The organism is Streptomyces sp. NPDC041970 (assembly GCF_055588985.1).
In genome coordinates this window covers 16,165-30,347 of record NZ_JBVJCD010000055.1, presented here as the reverse complement: position 1 = coordinate 30,347, position 14,183 = coordinate 16,165, and the positions used below count along the sequence as shown (strand labels likewise).

Annotated in this window: 15 protein-coding genes; 10 read left to right on the top strand and 5 right to left on the bottom strand. The window is 75.6% G+C overall.

Translation table 11 applies throughout. The features are described from left to right. Positions 1-109 precede the first annotated feature (109 nt). Both ACZ6EJ_RS22675 and ACZ6EJ_RS22670 read right to left on the bottom strand, forming a co-directional pair. Complete coding sequence (locus tag ACZ6EJ_RS22675; protein WP_469269546.1) at positions 110-604, bottom strand: hypothetical protein; 495 nt, start codon at positions 602-604, stop codon at positions 110-112. Next, entirely contained in the window at positions 601-1,179 is a 579-nt protein-coding gene (locus tag ACZ6EJ_RS22670) for a hypothetical protein (protein WP_469269545.1), read from the bottom strand. The genes ACZ6EJ_RS22675 and ACZ6EJ_RS22670 overlap by 4 nt, the downstream gene beginning before the upstream one ends. 462 nt (positions 1,180-1,641) lie before the next feature. Here ACZ6EJ_RS22670 and ACZ6EJ_RS22665 point away from each other — a divergent pair, with 462 nt between their 5' ends. After that, positions 1,642-2,133 carry a GNAT family N-acetyltransferase gene (locus ACZ6EJ_RS22665; protein WP_469269544.1) on the top strand — a complete coding sequence of 164 codons (492 nt, stop codon included), beginning with the start codon at positions 1,642-1,644 and terminating at the stop codon, positions 2,131-2,133. 244 nt (positions 2,134-2,377) lie between these two features. Here ACZ6EJ_RS22665 and ACZ6EJ_RS22660 read toward each other — a convergent pair whose 3' ends face one another. Next, the gene (locus ACZ6EJ_RS22660; protein ID WP_469269542.1) at positions 2,378-2,758 is read right to left on the bottom strand and encodes a VOC family protein; all 381 of its coding nucleotides are present in this window, start codon (positions 2,756-2,758) and stop codon (positions 2,378-2,380) included. 204 nt (positions 2,759-2,962) lie between these two features. On the opposite strand from ACZ6EJ_RS22660, the gene ACZ6EJ_RS22655 reads away from it, so the two are divergent. After that, positions 2,963-3,499 carry a DUF6328 family protein gene (locus ACZ6EJ_RS22655; RefSeq protein WP_469269541.1) on the top strand — a complete coding sequence of 179 codons (537 nt, stop codon included), beginning with the start codon at positions 2,963-2,965 and terminating at the stop codon, positions 3,497-3,499. Here ACZ6EJ_RS22655 and ACZ6EJ_RS22650 read toward each other — a convergent pair. Further along, a complete protein-coding gene (locus tag ACZ6EJ_RS22650; protein ID WP_469269540.1) occupies positions 3,490-4,320 on the bottom strand; it encodes a VOC family protein in 831 nt (276 codons plus the stop codon). The genes ACZ6EJ_RS22655 and ACZ6EJ_RS22650 overlap by 10 nt on opposite strands. Positions 4,321-4,418: 98 nt before the next feature. Beyond that, a complete protein-coding gene (locus tag ACZ6EJ_RS22645; RefSeq protein WP_469269538.1) occupies positions 4,419-4,751 on the bottom strand; it encodes a DUF6479 family protein in 333 nt (110 codons plus the stop codon). A gap of 88 nt (positions 4,752-4,839) precedes the next feature. Between ACZ6EJ_RS22645 and ACZ6EJ_RS22640 the strand changes: the two genes are divergently transcribed. The 8 genes from ACZ6EJ_RS22640 to glsA all read left to right on the top strand — a co-directional run bounded on the left by ACZ6EJ_RS22640 (position 4,840) and on the right by glsA (position 14,177). Further along, positions 4,840-5,805 (top strand): LLM class F420-dependent oxidoreductase, encoded by a 966-nt coding sequence (locus ACZ6EJ_RS22640; protein ID WP_469269537.1) that lies wholly within the window; start codon positions 4,840-4,842, stop codon positions 5,803-5,805. Between the two features lie 85 nt (positions 5,806-5,890). Then, complete coding sequence (locus ACZ6EJ_RS22635; protein ID WP_469269554.1) at positions 5,891-6,280, top strand: hypothetical protein; 390 nt, start codon at positions 5,891-5,893, stop codon at positions 6,278-6,280. Positions 6,281-6,349: 69 nt separating this feature from the next. Then, positions 6,350-6,913, top strand: a complete 564-nt coding sequence (locus tag ACZ6EJ_RS22630) for a (2Fe-2S)-binding protein (protein WP_469269535.1) — start codon at positions 6,350-6,352, stop codon at positions 6,911-6,913. Then, entirely contained in the window at positions 6,910-7,911 is a 1,002-nt protein-coding gene (locus tag ACZ6EJ_RS22625) for an FAD binding domain-containing protein (protein WP_469269533.1), read from the top strand. Before ACZ6EJ_RS22630 ends, ACZ6EJ_RS22625 begins: the two co-directional genes overlap by 4 nt. 49 nt (positions 7,912-7,960) lie before the next feature. After that, positions 7,961-10,057: a xanthine dehydrogenase family protein molybdopterin-binding subunit gene (locus tag ACZ6EJ_RS22620; RefSeq protein WP_469269531.1), complete on the top strand. Its 2,097-nt coding sequence runs from the start codon at positions 7,961-7,963 to the stop codon at positions 10,055-10,057. Positions 10,058-10,193: 136 nt separating this feature from the next. Beyond that, a complete protein-coding gene (locus tag ACZ6EJ_RS22615) occupies positions 10,194-11,603 on the top strand; it encodes an NADP-dependent succinic semialdehyde dehydrogenase (protein WP_469269529.1) in 1,410 nt (469 codons plus the stop codon). Positions 11,604-11,699: 96 nt separating this feature from the next. Continuing rightward, positions 11,700-12,659, top strand: a complete 960-nt coding sequence (locus tag ACZ6EJ_RS22610) for a D-2-hydroxyacid dehydrogenase family protein (RefSeq protein ID WP_469269528.1) — start codon at positions 11,700-11,702, stop codon at positions 12,657-12,659. A gap of 165 nt (positions 12,660-12,824) precedes the next feature. Further along, positions 12,825-14,177 carry a glutaminase A gene (gene glsA, locus ACZ6EJ_RS22605; protein ID WP_469269526.1) on the top strand — a complete coding sequence of 451 codons (1,353 nt, stop codon included), beginning with the start codon at positions 12,825-12,827 and terminating at the stop codon, positions 14,175-14,177. The last annotated feature ends 6 nt before the right edge of the window (positions 14,178-14,183 follow it).

Below are 14,183 nucleotides of genomic sequence, written 5' to 3'. Positions count from 1 at the left end.
CGCAAGGCGTGGGCGGCGGGATGGGGCGAGCGGCGGGCCATGCGCGCCCGGCCCCCCCCCCCCCCCCCCCCCCCCCCCCCCCCCTCGCGCGCCGCGGGGCGTGGCCCCTCTACAGCCGGACAAGACGCTCCGTCAGGTCGCGGTAGTCCTGCAGCGCGAGCCGCAGCTCCTCGGTCCCGCCCCCCGCGCCGCCGCCCTCGCCGCCGGCCGAGCGCAGCCGCCGCCGACGCTCCTCCAGGCCCGAGACGAGCCCCGCGACGACCTCCTCGAACGCGGCGTCGGCCTCCCGCACCGCCCGGTGCGGGTCCTCCACGAACCCGGCCACGGCCTCCCGCAGGCGTACGGCGAACGCCTCCCGCTCCGCGGGGTCGAAGAGCGGCTGTCCGGCGTCCGCTCCGCTCCCGGCGTGGGCGCGGTCGGCGGCGGGCGCGCCCTGCGGGACCGAACGGCCCGGCTCGGCGGGGGCGGCGGGAGCCGTCCCCCGGCCCGAGTCCGCGGCTGTCGTGTGCTCCTGTGTCAGGGGGGCGTCCGCGCCGACGGGGCCGGAGCGGTCGGCCTGGCCCGGAATGTGCGTCGTCGAGTCCGGTATCCGCTTGATGGTCATGATGTGGAGTTTCCCTTCACCAGGTGTCGGTTGCGGTGCGTCCGCTTCGCGGGGCCGGCCGAGAGCAGCGCGTCGAAGAGCCCGCGGGCCCCGACCAGCGCCTCGCGCATCTCCTCGGTGCTCCGCTCCCCGCCGCGCGCGGCGTGCAGCCGGCGGTAGCCCTCGACGTGCGAGGCGTGGTGGACGGAGAGCGCGTCGGTGTGGTCCTCGAAGCTGTGGCCGTCCGGGAAGCCGCGGTCGCGCGACAGGTCGGCCAGGAGGGCGTCGGCCTCCGCCAGCGCCTGCTGGGGCGACTGGACGAAGAGCTCCTGGGCGCTCGCCCAGCGGGCGGCGTACCGCGTGCGGGCCTCCTCGCCGAGCGGTCGCGCCTCCAAGTGCCCGTGCCGCCTCACCCGCTCGTCCAGCTCGCGTTCGGCGGCGTCCGTGTCGCCGCCGTGCCGGGCGACCACGCGGTCGTACTCCGGGCCGAAGCGGCCGCGCAGCCCGCGGCCGCCGAGCGGGCGCTTCCGCAGGAGGAGGAACGCGGCGACGGCCACCGCGACCACCACGGCGATGATGATGATCGTCGTCTTCACGACCGCCGCCCCCCGCGCGCCCCGACGGTTGCGTAACTCTGCTGTCGCACGTGCTCAACCCCTTCCGATACGGGCCCGGCGGTCCAACCGCCGGGCGGCGTGCAGGGGTTCGTGTACCCCCGTATCGCCCATCGAGGCCACCGCTCGGTGAGCGGCGGCCTCGTGCCGCGAGGGGGACGGGGCGAAGCGCGCCGGAGGGCGGCGACGACCGGGCGGGAACACCGGGAGTCGGCTCCGCCTCCTGGGTCGACCGGCGGATCCACGAGGACGAGCGGCGCGGCGACCTCGCCCGGCTGCCGGCCGCCGAGGTGAGAGGGAACCTCGGACGGGCGCTGCGGACGCCGCCCGAGGGCCCGCCGCTCGACGCCCCGTCCCTTCGACGTCGAGGAGACGTCCGCCGCCGGCGCGCGGACCGCCGCCCGGCCCGAGAGCCCCGCGGCCCCGGTGCGTGATACTCGCCGTATGGGAACAGGGAAGAGGGGGCGCGGGCGCGCCCCCGCCGCGGCGGACGTGCTGATCCGCCGGGCCGCGGCGGGCGACGCCGGCCGGCTCACCCGGCTGGTCCGCACGTCCGGCGCCTACGAGGGGCCGTACGCGTCGATGGTCGAGGGCTACCGGATCGGGCCGGACTACATCGCGGCGCACCGGGTCTTCGTCGCCGCCGAGGGCGGGACGGATCGGGTCCTCGGCTTCTACGCGCTGCTGCTCGACCCGGCCGAACTGGACCTGCTCTTCGTCGCGGACGGCGCCCAGGGGCTCGGCATCGGCCGCCTGCTCGTCGACCACCTGCGCCGGGAGGCGCGGGAGGCCGGACTGGACGGCGTCCGGATCGTCTCCCACCCGCCCGCCGAGGGCTTCTACCGCGAGATGGGCGCCGAACGCGTCGGCACGGTCCGGGCCAACCCGCCCGCCGTGCTCTGGGACCGCCCCGAACTCCTGCTCCCGACCGGCTGAGCGCACGGGCCGCGCCGGACGCCCGCGGGGGGGGGGGGGGGGGGGGGGGGGGGGGGCGGGGGGGGGGGGGGGGGGGGGGGGGGGGGGGGGGGGGGGGGGGGGAGACGACCCTCCCCCCTCCCCTCCCCCCCCCCACCCCCCCCCCCCCCCCCCCCCCACCCCCCCCCCCCCCCCCGCCCCCTCCCCCCCCCCCCCCCGCCCCCCCCCCCCCCCCGGGGTCGCCGCCGGGTCGCCCCGGCGGAGGTCAGCCGCCGTACGGGCGGGTGATCAGCTCCAGACCGTGACCGCTCGGGTCGGGGAAGTACACGCCCCGGCCCCCGTCGTTGCGGTTGATCTCGCCGGGGAGCCTGCCGTGCGGATCGGCGAAATACTGGATCCCGCGGGCCTCGATCCGCGCGAACGCGGCGTCGAACTCCGCCTCCGAGACGAGGAAGGCGTAGTGCTGCGGGGTGGTGGACGCGGCGGGGTTCGTCGCGAAGTCCAGGGTGACGCCGTTCGCGAGGACGACGGGCAGGAACGGGCCCCACTGGGGTCCGACCTCCAGGTCCAGCAGCTCCGCCAGGAACTCGGCGGACTCGCGGTTGTCAAGGCAGTGGACGATGGTGTGGTTCAACTCGACTGACACGGTGGAATGCCTCCAACGGGCATCTCACGGGCTACCTCCACGCCTCACCCGGCCGGTGACCGACGCGCGATGCCGTGCGGGCGATCCTAGGCTCTGCCGTACGCGGCGGTCCACCGGGATTGATCCCCGCTGCAGCGGGCACGCGTCACAACCGGTCAGGGGCGGACACCGCAACCGCCCGGCCGGTGACGAGAGGGAGAGCGCGTGATACCCAGCAGAGGCCGACGGGAGACCGAGGAGGAGCGGGCGGACCGGAGGTGGACGGAGCTGCTCCAGGAACTGCGCGTGGCCCAGACCGGGGTGCAGATCCTCTTCGGCTTCCTGCTCGCCGTGGTCTTCCAGCCGAGGTTCGCGGAGCTGCCGGACATCGACCGCAACATCTACGTGGTGACGGTCATGCTGGGGTCGGCGACCGCGGCGACGCTCATCGGGCCCGTCTCCTTCCACCGGCTCCTCACCGGCCGCCGGCTGAAGCCGCAGACGGTCGTCTGGGCGTCCCGGCTGACCGTGCTCGGCATACTGCTGCTCTTCTGCACGATGTGCTCGACGCTCCTGCTGATCATGCGCGTCGCCCTGCACAACCAGCTCGCCCTGTACCTGGTCGGCGCGATGGCCCTGTGGTTCCTGGCCTGCTGGTACCTCTTCCCCCTGTGGGCCCTGGCCCGCGGCCGCTCCGGGCCCCCCGAGGACGCCGCGTCCGACGGGGACGACGACGCCGACGAGGGGGGCGCTCACCCCTGAGCGGCGTCCGAGCCCATCGGCGTGCGCACGTCGGTCACCGCGAAGTGCGCGCCGGCCGGGTCCCGCAGCGTGACCTCCGTGCCCCCGAGGACGGCGCGCTCCTCGACGAGCGCGCCGCCGTCCCCGACGGCCGCCGCGACGGCCGCCGCCAGATCCGCCACCGGGAACTGGACCTGCCAGTGCGGACGCACCAGGGGGTCGCCCGCGGCCTCGACGGCTCCCGAGCTGATCCGGGCCAGCGGGCGGCCACCGCAGCGCACGATGACCTCCTCGCCCTCGTACGCGACGTCGCAGCAACCCGGCCGCCCGCTCGCCCAGTCGAGCACCTCGCCGTAGAAGATCGCCGCGTCGAAGGCGTCGCGGGTCCGCAGCCGCAGCCAGGCGTGCGCGTGGCCGTCGGGGGCCGGCGGGGAGGAGGACGGCTCGGTGCGCTCCCAGAGGCCGAAGGCCGCCCCGTCCCGGTCCGAGGCCAGCACCCCACGGCCCTTGCCGAGCGCCAGCGGACCCACCGCCACGGTGCCGCTGCGCTCGCGGACCCGCGCCGCGGCCTCGTCGGCGTCCTCCACCGAGAAGTACGGCGTCCACGCGACCGCGGCCCGGTAGGCGGAGGAGACGGTGACGACGCCCGCGACCGGCACTCCGTCGAGGCGGGCCACGGCGTACTCCGCGCCGAGCCGCCCGGCGCGGAACGACCAGCCGAGGACACGGGAGTAGAACCGCTGGGCGGTCTCCGGCTCCCGTGTCATGAGGGTGACCCAGCACGGCGCCGCCGGCCCCGTCATGGGGGCCGCCGACGCCGTGCTGGGTTCGCTGTCGGTCATGGTGCACTGCCTTCTACGAGGGGCGGGGGGCCTGCGCCACCGCCCGCGGTCCGAGAACCAGCGTCGAACGCCCCGCCCCGTCGCGCAACGCGGACCCGTCAACCGCGCGGGGTGTCAGAGTCGGGCGGAAGGGGATCGTTGCCGTGGTCCTTCAGCTCGTACGGGGACAGGGCGCGGCCGTCCTCGCGGAACCGGTCGGAGGAGTGGACGTCGTGCTCCTCGACATGGGTGCGCCGGGCCGGTTTGTGCGGCTGCTCGGAGGGCTTGGGCGGCGGCAGCTCGGTGTCGCGCTTGCGCTTTCCGAGGATGAAGCCGCCGATCAGCACGGCGACGACGGCGAGCCCCGCGATGGGGAGGAGGAGCCCGGTGGGGCCGGCGCCGTCCGCCAGCGGAACCGCGGCGGCCATCTGTACTTCACTGAGAACATCCATGGTGGGCGCATACCCCGAGGGATGGGTGTCACTCAGCTATTCACAGCAATTCATGTTTTATAGGGATCTCATCGGAAAAGCGTTTCGCATGGTGCGAATCGGCTACACGATGATGACGGAACAGACCGGACCGCGTGAGCTCGTGGGGGACGTGGTGGCCGCCGAGGAGGCGGGCTTCGACTTCTCGGTCACCTCCGACCACTACTTCCCCTGGCTCGCGGAGCAGGGCCACGCCCCGTACGCGTGGGCGGTCCTCGGCGCGGCGGCGCAGGCCACCTCGCGCATCGGCCTCATGACGTACGTGACCTGCCCGACCACCCGCTACCACCCCGCCGTCATCGCCCAGAAGGCCGCGACGCTGCAGATCCTCGCCGAGGGCCGGTTCAGGCTCGGCCTCGGCTCCGGGGAGAACCTCAACGAGCACGTCGTCGGCGGCGGCTGGCCGGCCGCCCACGTACGGCTGGACATGCTGGAGGAAGCCGTCGAGATCATCCGGCCGCTGCTGGAGGGGCACACCCTCAACCACCACGGCGCCCACTTCGACGTGGAGAACGCCCGGCTGTGGGACCTGCCCGAGACACCGGTCCCGCTGGGCGTCGCGGTCTCCGGCCCGGCCTCCTGCGAACTCGCCGGGAACCACGCCGACCTGGTGATCGCGACCGAGCCCAAGAGCTCCCTGCTCGACGCGTTCGACCGGCACGGCGGTTCGGGCAAGCCCCGCGTCGGCCAGCTCCCCGTCTGCTACGACCCCGACCGGGACGCCGCGATCGCCCGCGCCCACGAGCAGTTCCGCTGGTCGGTGGGCGGCTGGAAGGTCAACTCCGAGCTGCCCGGCCCGGCCGCCTTCGACCAGGCCACCCAGTACGTCCGCCGCGAGGACGTCGCCGAGGCGATCCCCTGCGGCAGCGACGTCGACGCGTTCGTGGACGCGGTGCGGGCCTACACCGACGCCGGATTCGACGAGGTCGCCCTGGTGCAGGTGGGCGGCGATCATCAGCGCTCCTTCATCGACTGGGCGAGGACGACTCTCCTGCCCGCCCTGCGCGACCTCTAGACCTCCCAGGCACCCGTCGCGCGCCGCCGCCGGCCCGGCGCGCGACGCCCCCCGACGGCCGGCGCCCCCAGCGGAAGGAACCATGGTGAACAGCACACCCGAGCAGAACGTCGAGGACCACGCGGCGGACCGCGCGGTCGTGGTCTCGCTCAGCCGGTGCGACACACAGGACGCGCAGACCGTGTTCGACGTCCTCGCCGCGGCCTTCGACTCCGACCGCCCGGCGGGCGACACCCCCGAGGAGTCCTCGGGCCCCCGCCCGACCGTCTGGGTCACCACCGTCGACGTGGCGGAACCGCGGGCCGCGGCCACCCCCGCCCGCCTGTCCGCCCCCGTCACCGTGGACGCCCAGGGCGGCTACCGGGCCGTCGACCGGCTGCGCTCCCACCTCACCGGGGCGTTCGCCGTGAGCGTCGTCGGCACGGCCGCCGGAGACCAGGAGCAGGAGGTCCGGCTGCGGCTGGAGAGCCGCTGAACCCCGACCGCGCCACCACGGCACACGGCAGGGGCGACGGGCCCCGCAGCGAAGCGAAAGGCAACGCCCATGGACTCCCTCGCCCTCGGGGTGAACCCCGGACCGGAACCGGTCGCCGACGAACACTCCACCGTGACCCTGGACGTCAACGGCGAGCCGACGACCCTCACGCTCGACCACCGCGCCACCCTCCTGGACACGCTGCGGGACCGGCTCGGCCTCACCGGCGCGAAGAAGGGCTGCGACCACGGCCAGTGCGGCGCCTGCACCGTCCTGGTCGACGGGCGGCGGGCCAACAGCTGCCTGCTGCTCGCCGTCGCCCAGGACGGCGCCGCCGTCACCACCGTGGAAGGGCTCGCCGACGGCGACGCCCCGCACCCCCTGCAACGCGCGTTCGTCGAACGGGACGCCCTCCAGTGCGGGTTCTGCACCCCCGGCCAGCTCTGCTCGGCCGCCGGGATGATCCAGGAGGCGGCCGACGGCTTCCCCTCCCACGCCACCCCGCCGAACGCCCCGCCCGGCGCGCCGGCGGAGCTGGACGCCGCCGAGATCCGGGAACGGATGAGCGGCAATCTGTGCCGGTGCGGGGCCTACCCCCGGATCGTCGAAGCGATCGAGGACGTGATCCGGTGAAACCGTTCGGCTATGTCCGACCCGCCACCGCCGAGGAGGCCGTACGGCTCTGCGCCGCGAGCGAGGGAGCCCGCTTCCTGGGCGGCGGCACCAACCTGGTGGACCTGATGAAGCTCGGCGTCGAGGCGCCCCGCCTCCTCGTCGACGTCGCCCGGCTGCCGCTGGACCGCATCGCCCGCACGGCGGACGGCGGCCTCGCCGTCGGGGCGGCCGTCCGCAACAGCGACCTCGCCGCCCACCCCGACGTGCGCGAGCGCTACCCCGCGCTGTCGCAGGCGCTGCTGGCCGGGGCCTCCGGGCAGCTCCGCAACACCGCCACCACCGCCGGCAACCTCCTCCAGCGCACCCGGTGCCGCTACTTCCAGGACGTCTCCAAACCCTGCAACAAGCGGGTCCCCGGCTCCGGCTGCCCCGCCATCGAGGGGACCCACCGCGACCTCGCCGTCCTCGGCCACTCCGAGGAGTGCGTGGCGACCAACCCCTCCGACATGGCCGTGGCCCTGGCGGCGCTCGACGCCACCGTGCTGCTGCTCGGGCCCGAGGGCGAACGGGCCGTCCCCGTCACCGACTTCCACCGGCTGCCGGGGCGGAACCCGGACCAGGACACCGTCATCAGACCCGGCGAACTCATCACCGAGGTGGTGCTCCCGCCCGTGGAGCCGGGCACGCCCTCCCGCTACCGCAAGGCCCGCGACCGGGCCTCGTACGCCTTCGCGCTGGTCTCCGTCGCCGCGGCCCTCCGGGTGGACGGCGGGCGTGTCGCGCACGCCGCCCTCGCCTTCGGCGGCGTCGCGCACCGGCCCTGGCGGGCGCGCCGGGCCGAGGCCGAGCTGCTGGGGGCGCCCGCCTCCCCCGAGGCGTTCGCACGCGCCGTGGAGGCGGAGCTGGCGCAGGCCCGGCCGCTGCGCGACAACGCCTTCAAGGTGGACCTCGCCCGCCGCCTGGCCCTGGACGTGCTCGGCGAGCTGGCCGGGGAACCGGCCGGACGCACCGGCTGACCCGGCCCCGGCCGCCCCCGCCCGCCCCATCGACCCGAGGACCACCGCCATGACCCACGCCCCGCAGTTCCCCGGTGCGCCCGTCGTCCGCAGAGAGGCCGGGGAGAAGGCCGCCGGCGCCGCGCGCTACGCGATGGACGCCGCCCCGCCCGGCTGCCTGTACGCCTGGCCCGTCCCGGCCACCGTCGCGGCCGGGCGCGTCACCGCCGTACGGGCCGTCGACGCCCTGGCCGTCCCCGGCGTCCACACCGTGCTCACCCACGACAACGCGCCCCGGCTCCAGAAGCCCGACGACCCGACGCTGTGGCTGCTCCAGGACGACCGGGTCCCCAACCACGGCTGGCCGATCGCCCTCGTGATCGCCGAGAGCGTCGAGGCGGCCCGGACGGGGGCCGGGCGGCTGCTGATCAGCTACGAACGCGACGCGTACGACGTGACCCTCACCGAGGACCACCCCGGCCTCTACACCCCCGAGGAGGCCAACGGCGGCTACCCGGCCGTCCGGGAGCGCGGCGACGTGGACCGGGCGCTGGCGGCCGCGCCGGTGCGGATCGACGCCGTCTACCGCATGGAGGCCCAGCACAACCACCCCATGGAGCCGCACGCCGCCACCGCCGCGTGGGCGGACGGGCGCCTGACCGTCCACGACTCCAGCCAGGGGTCCGCCACCGTGCGCGACGACCTCGCCCGCGTCCTCGCCCTGGACCCGGACCGGATCACCGTCGTGTCCGAGCACGTCGGCGGGGGCTTCGGGTCCAAGGGCACCACGCGCCCCCAGGCCGTCCTCGCCGCGATGGCCGCCCGGCACACCGGGCGGCCGGTCGCACTGGCCTTCCCCCGCAACCAGTTGGCGGAGGTCGTCGGACACCGGGCGCCCACCGTGCAGCGGGTCCGGCTGGGCGCGGACCTCGACGGCACGCTCACCGCGGTCAGCCACGAGGTCGCCACCCGGACCTCCACCCTGAAGGAGTTCGTCGAACAGGCCGCCGTCCCCGCCCGCGTCATGTACGCCTCACCCCACAGCCGCACCGCGCACCGCGTCGTCGCCCTGAACGTGCCCACCCCCTCCTGGATGCGCGCACCGGGGGAGGCCTCGGGGATGTACGCCCTGGAGTGCGCGATGGACGAACTGGCCTGCGCCCTCGGGATCGACCCGGTCGAGCTGCGGCTGCGCAACGATCCGCGCACCGAGCCGGACAGCGGCCGCCCCTTCAGCAGCCGCGGCCTGGCCGCCTGCCTGCGCGAGGGCGCGGACCGGTTCGGCTGGCACGGCCGCGACCCGCGGCCCGCCACCCGCCGGGAGGGGCGGTGGCTGCTCGGCACGGGCGTCGCCTCCGCCACCTACCCGGTCCTCGTGTCCCGCTCCGCGGCGAGCGCCCACGCGGCCCCGGACGGCACGTACCGCGTCGAGGTCAACGCCACCGACATCGGCACCGGGGCCCGCACCGTCCTGGCCCAGATCGCCGCCGACGCGCTCGGCACGGCCCCGGACGCCGTCGAGATCGCCATCGGCTCCACCGCCCTGCCCAGGGCCCCGCTGGCCGGCGGCTCCTCGGGCACCGCCTCCTGGGGCTGGGCGGTGCACAAGGCCGCCGCCGAACTCGCCGCCCGGCTCGCCGACCGCACCGGCCCGCTCCCCGCCGGGGGGATCACCGCGACCGCCGACACCCAGGAGGAGACGGAGGCCGAATCCCCGTACGCCCGGCACGCGTTCGGCGCGCACTTCGCCGAGACGGCCGTCGACGCCGTCACCGGCGAGGTGCGCGTACGCCGTCTGCTCGGCGTGTACGCCGCCGGGCGCATCCTCAACGCCCGCACCGCGCGCTCCCAGTTCACCGGCGGCATGATCATGGGCATCGGCATGGCGCTCACCGAGGGCTCCGCCCTCGACCCGCTCTTCGGCGACTTCACCGCCAAGGACCTCGCCGCCTACCACGTGCCGGTCTGCGCCGACACCGACGACGTCCAGGCCCACTGGATCGACGAGGACGACCGCCACCTCAACCCGATGGGCAGCAAGGGCATCGGGGAGATCGGCATCGTCGGCACCGCCGCCGCCATCGCCAACGCGGTGCGCCACGCCACCGGGGCCCGGCTGCGCGACCTCCCCCTCACCCCCGACAAGGTCCTGCCCTACCTCGTCTGACCGCGCACCGCGCCCCCCGGCGCACGCACCCCCCCCGCCGCGCGTGATCCGCACCGGCCGGATACGCGCCGGGGAGGGCCGCGTCGCGCGGACGGGCGCGGCGCGGTCGACGTACCGACGCAAGGAGGCCACTGCCATGCCCATCGCCACGGTCAACCCCGCGAACGGCGAACTGATCGCGTCCTACGACGCCCTCGACGGCGAGGCGACCGAACGCGCGATCGCCGCGGCCGCGGACGCCTTCCGCCACCACCGCACGACCCCGTTCGACCGGCGGGCGGCCTGGCTGGACCGGGCCGCCGACCTCCTCGACGAGGACCGCGACGCCGTCGCCCGCACCATGACCGTCGAGATGGGCAAGCCCGTCGCGGCGGCCCGCGCCGAGGCCGCCAAGTGCGCGAAGGCGATGCGCTGGTACGCCGCCCACGGCGAGGAACTGCTCGCCGACGAGCACCCTGACCCCGGCGACGTGCGCGACTCCGGGGCCGTCCGCGCCCTCGTCCGCTACCGCCCCCTGGGCGTCGTGCTCGCCGTGATGCCGTGGAACTTCCCGCTGTGGCAGGTGGTGCGCTTCGCCGCCCCCGCCCTCATGGCGGGCAACGTCGGACTCCTCAAGCACGCCTCCAACGTGCCGCGGACCGCGCTCTACCTGGAGGACCTCTTCCACCGGGCCGGCTTCCCCGCGGGGTGCTTCCGTACGCTGCTGATCGGCTCCGACGCCGTCGACGCGGTCCTGCGGGACCCGCGCGTCGCCGCGGCCACCCTCACCGGCAGCGAACCGGCGGGCCGCTCCGTCGCCTCCACCGCGGGCGGCGAGGTGAAGAAGACCGTCCTGGAACTCGGCGGCAGCGACCCCTACCTCGTCCTGCCCTCGGCGGACGTGGAGAAGGCCGCCGCCACCGCCGTCACCGCACGCGTCCAGAACAACGGCCAGTCCTGCATCGCCGCCAAGCGGTTCATCGTCCACACCGACGTGTACGACGCCTTCGCCGAGCGCTTCACCGCCGGCATGAGGGCCCTGACCGTCGGGGACCCGCTGGAGGAGTCCACCGACGTCGGGCCGCTCGCCACCGAGCGGGGCCGCGCCGACCTGGAGGAACTGGTCGACGACGCCGTGGAGCGGGGGGCCGGGGTGCTGTGCGGCGGACGGAGGCCCGCCGGGCTCGGCGGCGGGCTGGAGAACGGCTGGTTCTACGAGCCCACGGTCCTCGCCCAGGTCACCGCCGCCATGCGCGTCCACCGCGAGGAGGCCTTCGGCCCGGTCGCCACGCTGTACCGGGCCGCCGACCTCGACGAGGCGGTCCACCTGGCCAACGACACCCCGTTCGGCCTCAGCTCCAACGTCTGGACCCGCGACCCCGCCGAGATGGAACGCTGCGCCCGCGACCTGGAGGCCGGCGGCGTGTTCTTCAACGGCATGACCGCCTCCCACCCCGCCCTGCCCTTCGGCGGCGTCAAGCGCTCCGGCTACGGCCGCGAACTCGCCGGACACGGCATCCGCGAGTTCTGCAACGCCACCACCCTCTGGTACGGCCCCGAGGAGTGAGGGGCGCGGGCCCGCTCACCGACCGGTTCCCGGCGTACGGCGACGGCCTATGGGCGATCATGGGCGGCGACGCCCGCACCGACGGAGAGAGCCCCCATGAAGCTGCGCTGTGCCGTGATAGAAGACTTCCAGTCGGTGGCCGCCACCGTCGTCGACTGGTCGCCGATCAGCGCCGACGTGGAGATCGTGACGTTCGCCGAGCACCTCGCCACCCCGGACGAACAGGCCGCCGCCCTCGCGGACTTCGACATCGTGGTCACCCTGCGCGAGCGGGTGCCGTTCCCGGCCGAGCTGTTCGCCCGGCTGCCCCGGCTCCGGCTGCTCGTCGCCTCCGGGATGCGCAACACCGTCATCGACTACGCCGCCGCCGAGCGGCACGGCGTCGTCGTGTGCGGCACGGCCAGCTCCTCCGCCCCGCCCCTCGAACTGACCTGGGCGCTGCTGCTCGGCCTGGCGCGCGGCATCGTCCCCGAGAACGAGGCCCTCCGCGCGAACGGGCCCTGGCAGTCCACGCTGGGAGCCGACCTGCACGGCCGCCGGCTCGGCCTCCTGGGCCTGGGGAAGATCGGCGGGCGGATGGCCCAGGTGGGCCGGGCCTTCGGCATGGACGTGCTGGCCTGGAGCCAGAACCTCACCGCGCGACGGGCCGAGGAGGTCGGGGCCGTGCTCGCCGCGTCCAAGGAGGAGCTGTTCGCGTCCAGCGACTTCGTCTCCGTCCACCTGGTCCTGAGCGACCGGACCCGCGGCCTCGTCGGCGCGCCGGAACTCGCGCTGATGCGCCCCACCGCCTACCTGGTCAACACCTCCCGCGCGGCCGTCGTCGACCAGGACGCCCTGCTCGCCGCGCTCCACGCGGGCGCCATCGCCGGGGCCGGGGTCGACGTGTTCGACGCCGAACCCCTCCCGGCCGACCACCCGATGCGCACCGCCCCGCGCCTGCTGGCCACCCCGCACCTGGGCTACGTGTCGCGGGCGAGCTACGAGCTGTACTACGGCCAGGCCGTGGAGGACATCCGGGCGTTCCTGGACGGGGACCCGATCCGCCGCCTCGGCTGAGCGGGGGCGGGGCGCCGAGCCCGCGTCCGCGGGGCGGACGCTCCGACGAGCCGTTTCGCACCGTTCGATCCTAGGATGGACGGGTCGGTGATCGCCGGGTGAGGAGGCGGGTGCGGTGCACGTGCTCACGGCGCCGAAGGCGCCTGCGTCCCGGCGGCGGCGCGGGTGAGCGCCGCGGACGCGGTGACGGACGCGCTCCGGGGGCTGCACACGGAGTTCGGGAGCCTGCGGGAGGGGCGGCCGGCCGACTACATCCCCTCGCTCTCCCTCGCCGATCCGGACGCCTTCGGGCTGGCCCTGGTCAGCATGGACGGGCACCGCTACAGCGCGGGGGAGGCCGACGCGCCCTTCACCCTCCAGTCGGTGTCCAAGCCCTTCGTCTACGCCCTCGCCCTGTCCCTCCTCGGCCTGGAGGAGGTGAGCCGGTGGGTGGGCGCGGAGCCGAGCGGCGACGCGTTCAACGCCATCAGCCTGGAACCGGGCACCGGCAGGCCCGCCAACGCCATGGTCAACGCGGGCGCCATCGTCGCCACCGCCCTGGTCCCCGACGCCGGCGACGCCTCCGCCTTCGACCGCATCCTGCGCTGCCTCGGCCGCTTCGCCGGGCGCGCGCTGGAGGTCGACGAGGAGGCGTACCGCTCCGAGTCGTCCACCGGGGACCGCAACCGGGCGCTCGCCTACCTGATCCGCAGCACCGGCACGATGCCGGCCGACCCGGTCCTCGCGGTGGACCGGTACTTCCGGCAGTGCGCGGTGCGCGTGAACGCCGTCGACCTCGCCACGATGGCCGCGACGCTCGCCCACGGCGGGGTCAACCCGGTCACCGGCGAGCGGGTCGTCTCCGCCGAGGTCGCCGCGCGGGTCCTCGCCGTGATGGCCACCTGCGGCATGTACGACGGCTCCGGCGAGTGGCTGCTGCGGATCGGCCTGCCCGCCAAGAGCGGGGTGTCCGGCGGCCTCATCGCGGTGGGCCCCGCCCGCTTCGGACTCGCCGCGTACAGCCCGCCGCTGGACCCCACCGGGACGTCGGTGCGCGGCCGCGCCGCGCTCGGCGCGCTCTCGGAGCGCTACGGGCTCCACCTCATGCTCAACCCCGCGCTGCCCGGCTCCACCGTCGCCCTGGTCACGACGGCGGACGACCTGCCCTCCGCGCCCCCGACCGGGAGCGAACGGGCCCTGCGCGGCCGGGTCGGAGTCGTCGTCGCCCAGGGGGCCGTCGACTTCACGGCCGCCGAGCGCGTGCTGTACGCGCTCGACGAGTGCGGCTCCGGGCCCGGCGGCTCCGTGGTCCTCGATCTGCGCGACGTCACGGCGGTCGACGCCGTGGCCCTGTCGTTGCTGCACCGGGGCCTGGGCCGGCTCGCCGCCGACCGGCGGCACGCGGCGGTCGTCGACCCTCGCGGCGTGCTGGGCCCGCCGGACGCCGTCCGGACGGGCGCCGGCCAGGACCTGCCGCGCCACGCCACCCGCGAGGATGCCGTCGAGAGCTGCGCGCGGGCCCTGGCCGAGGACCGCTGAACCGCG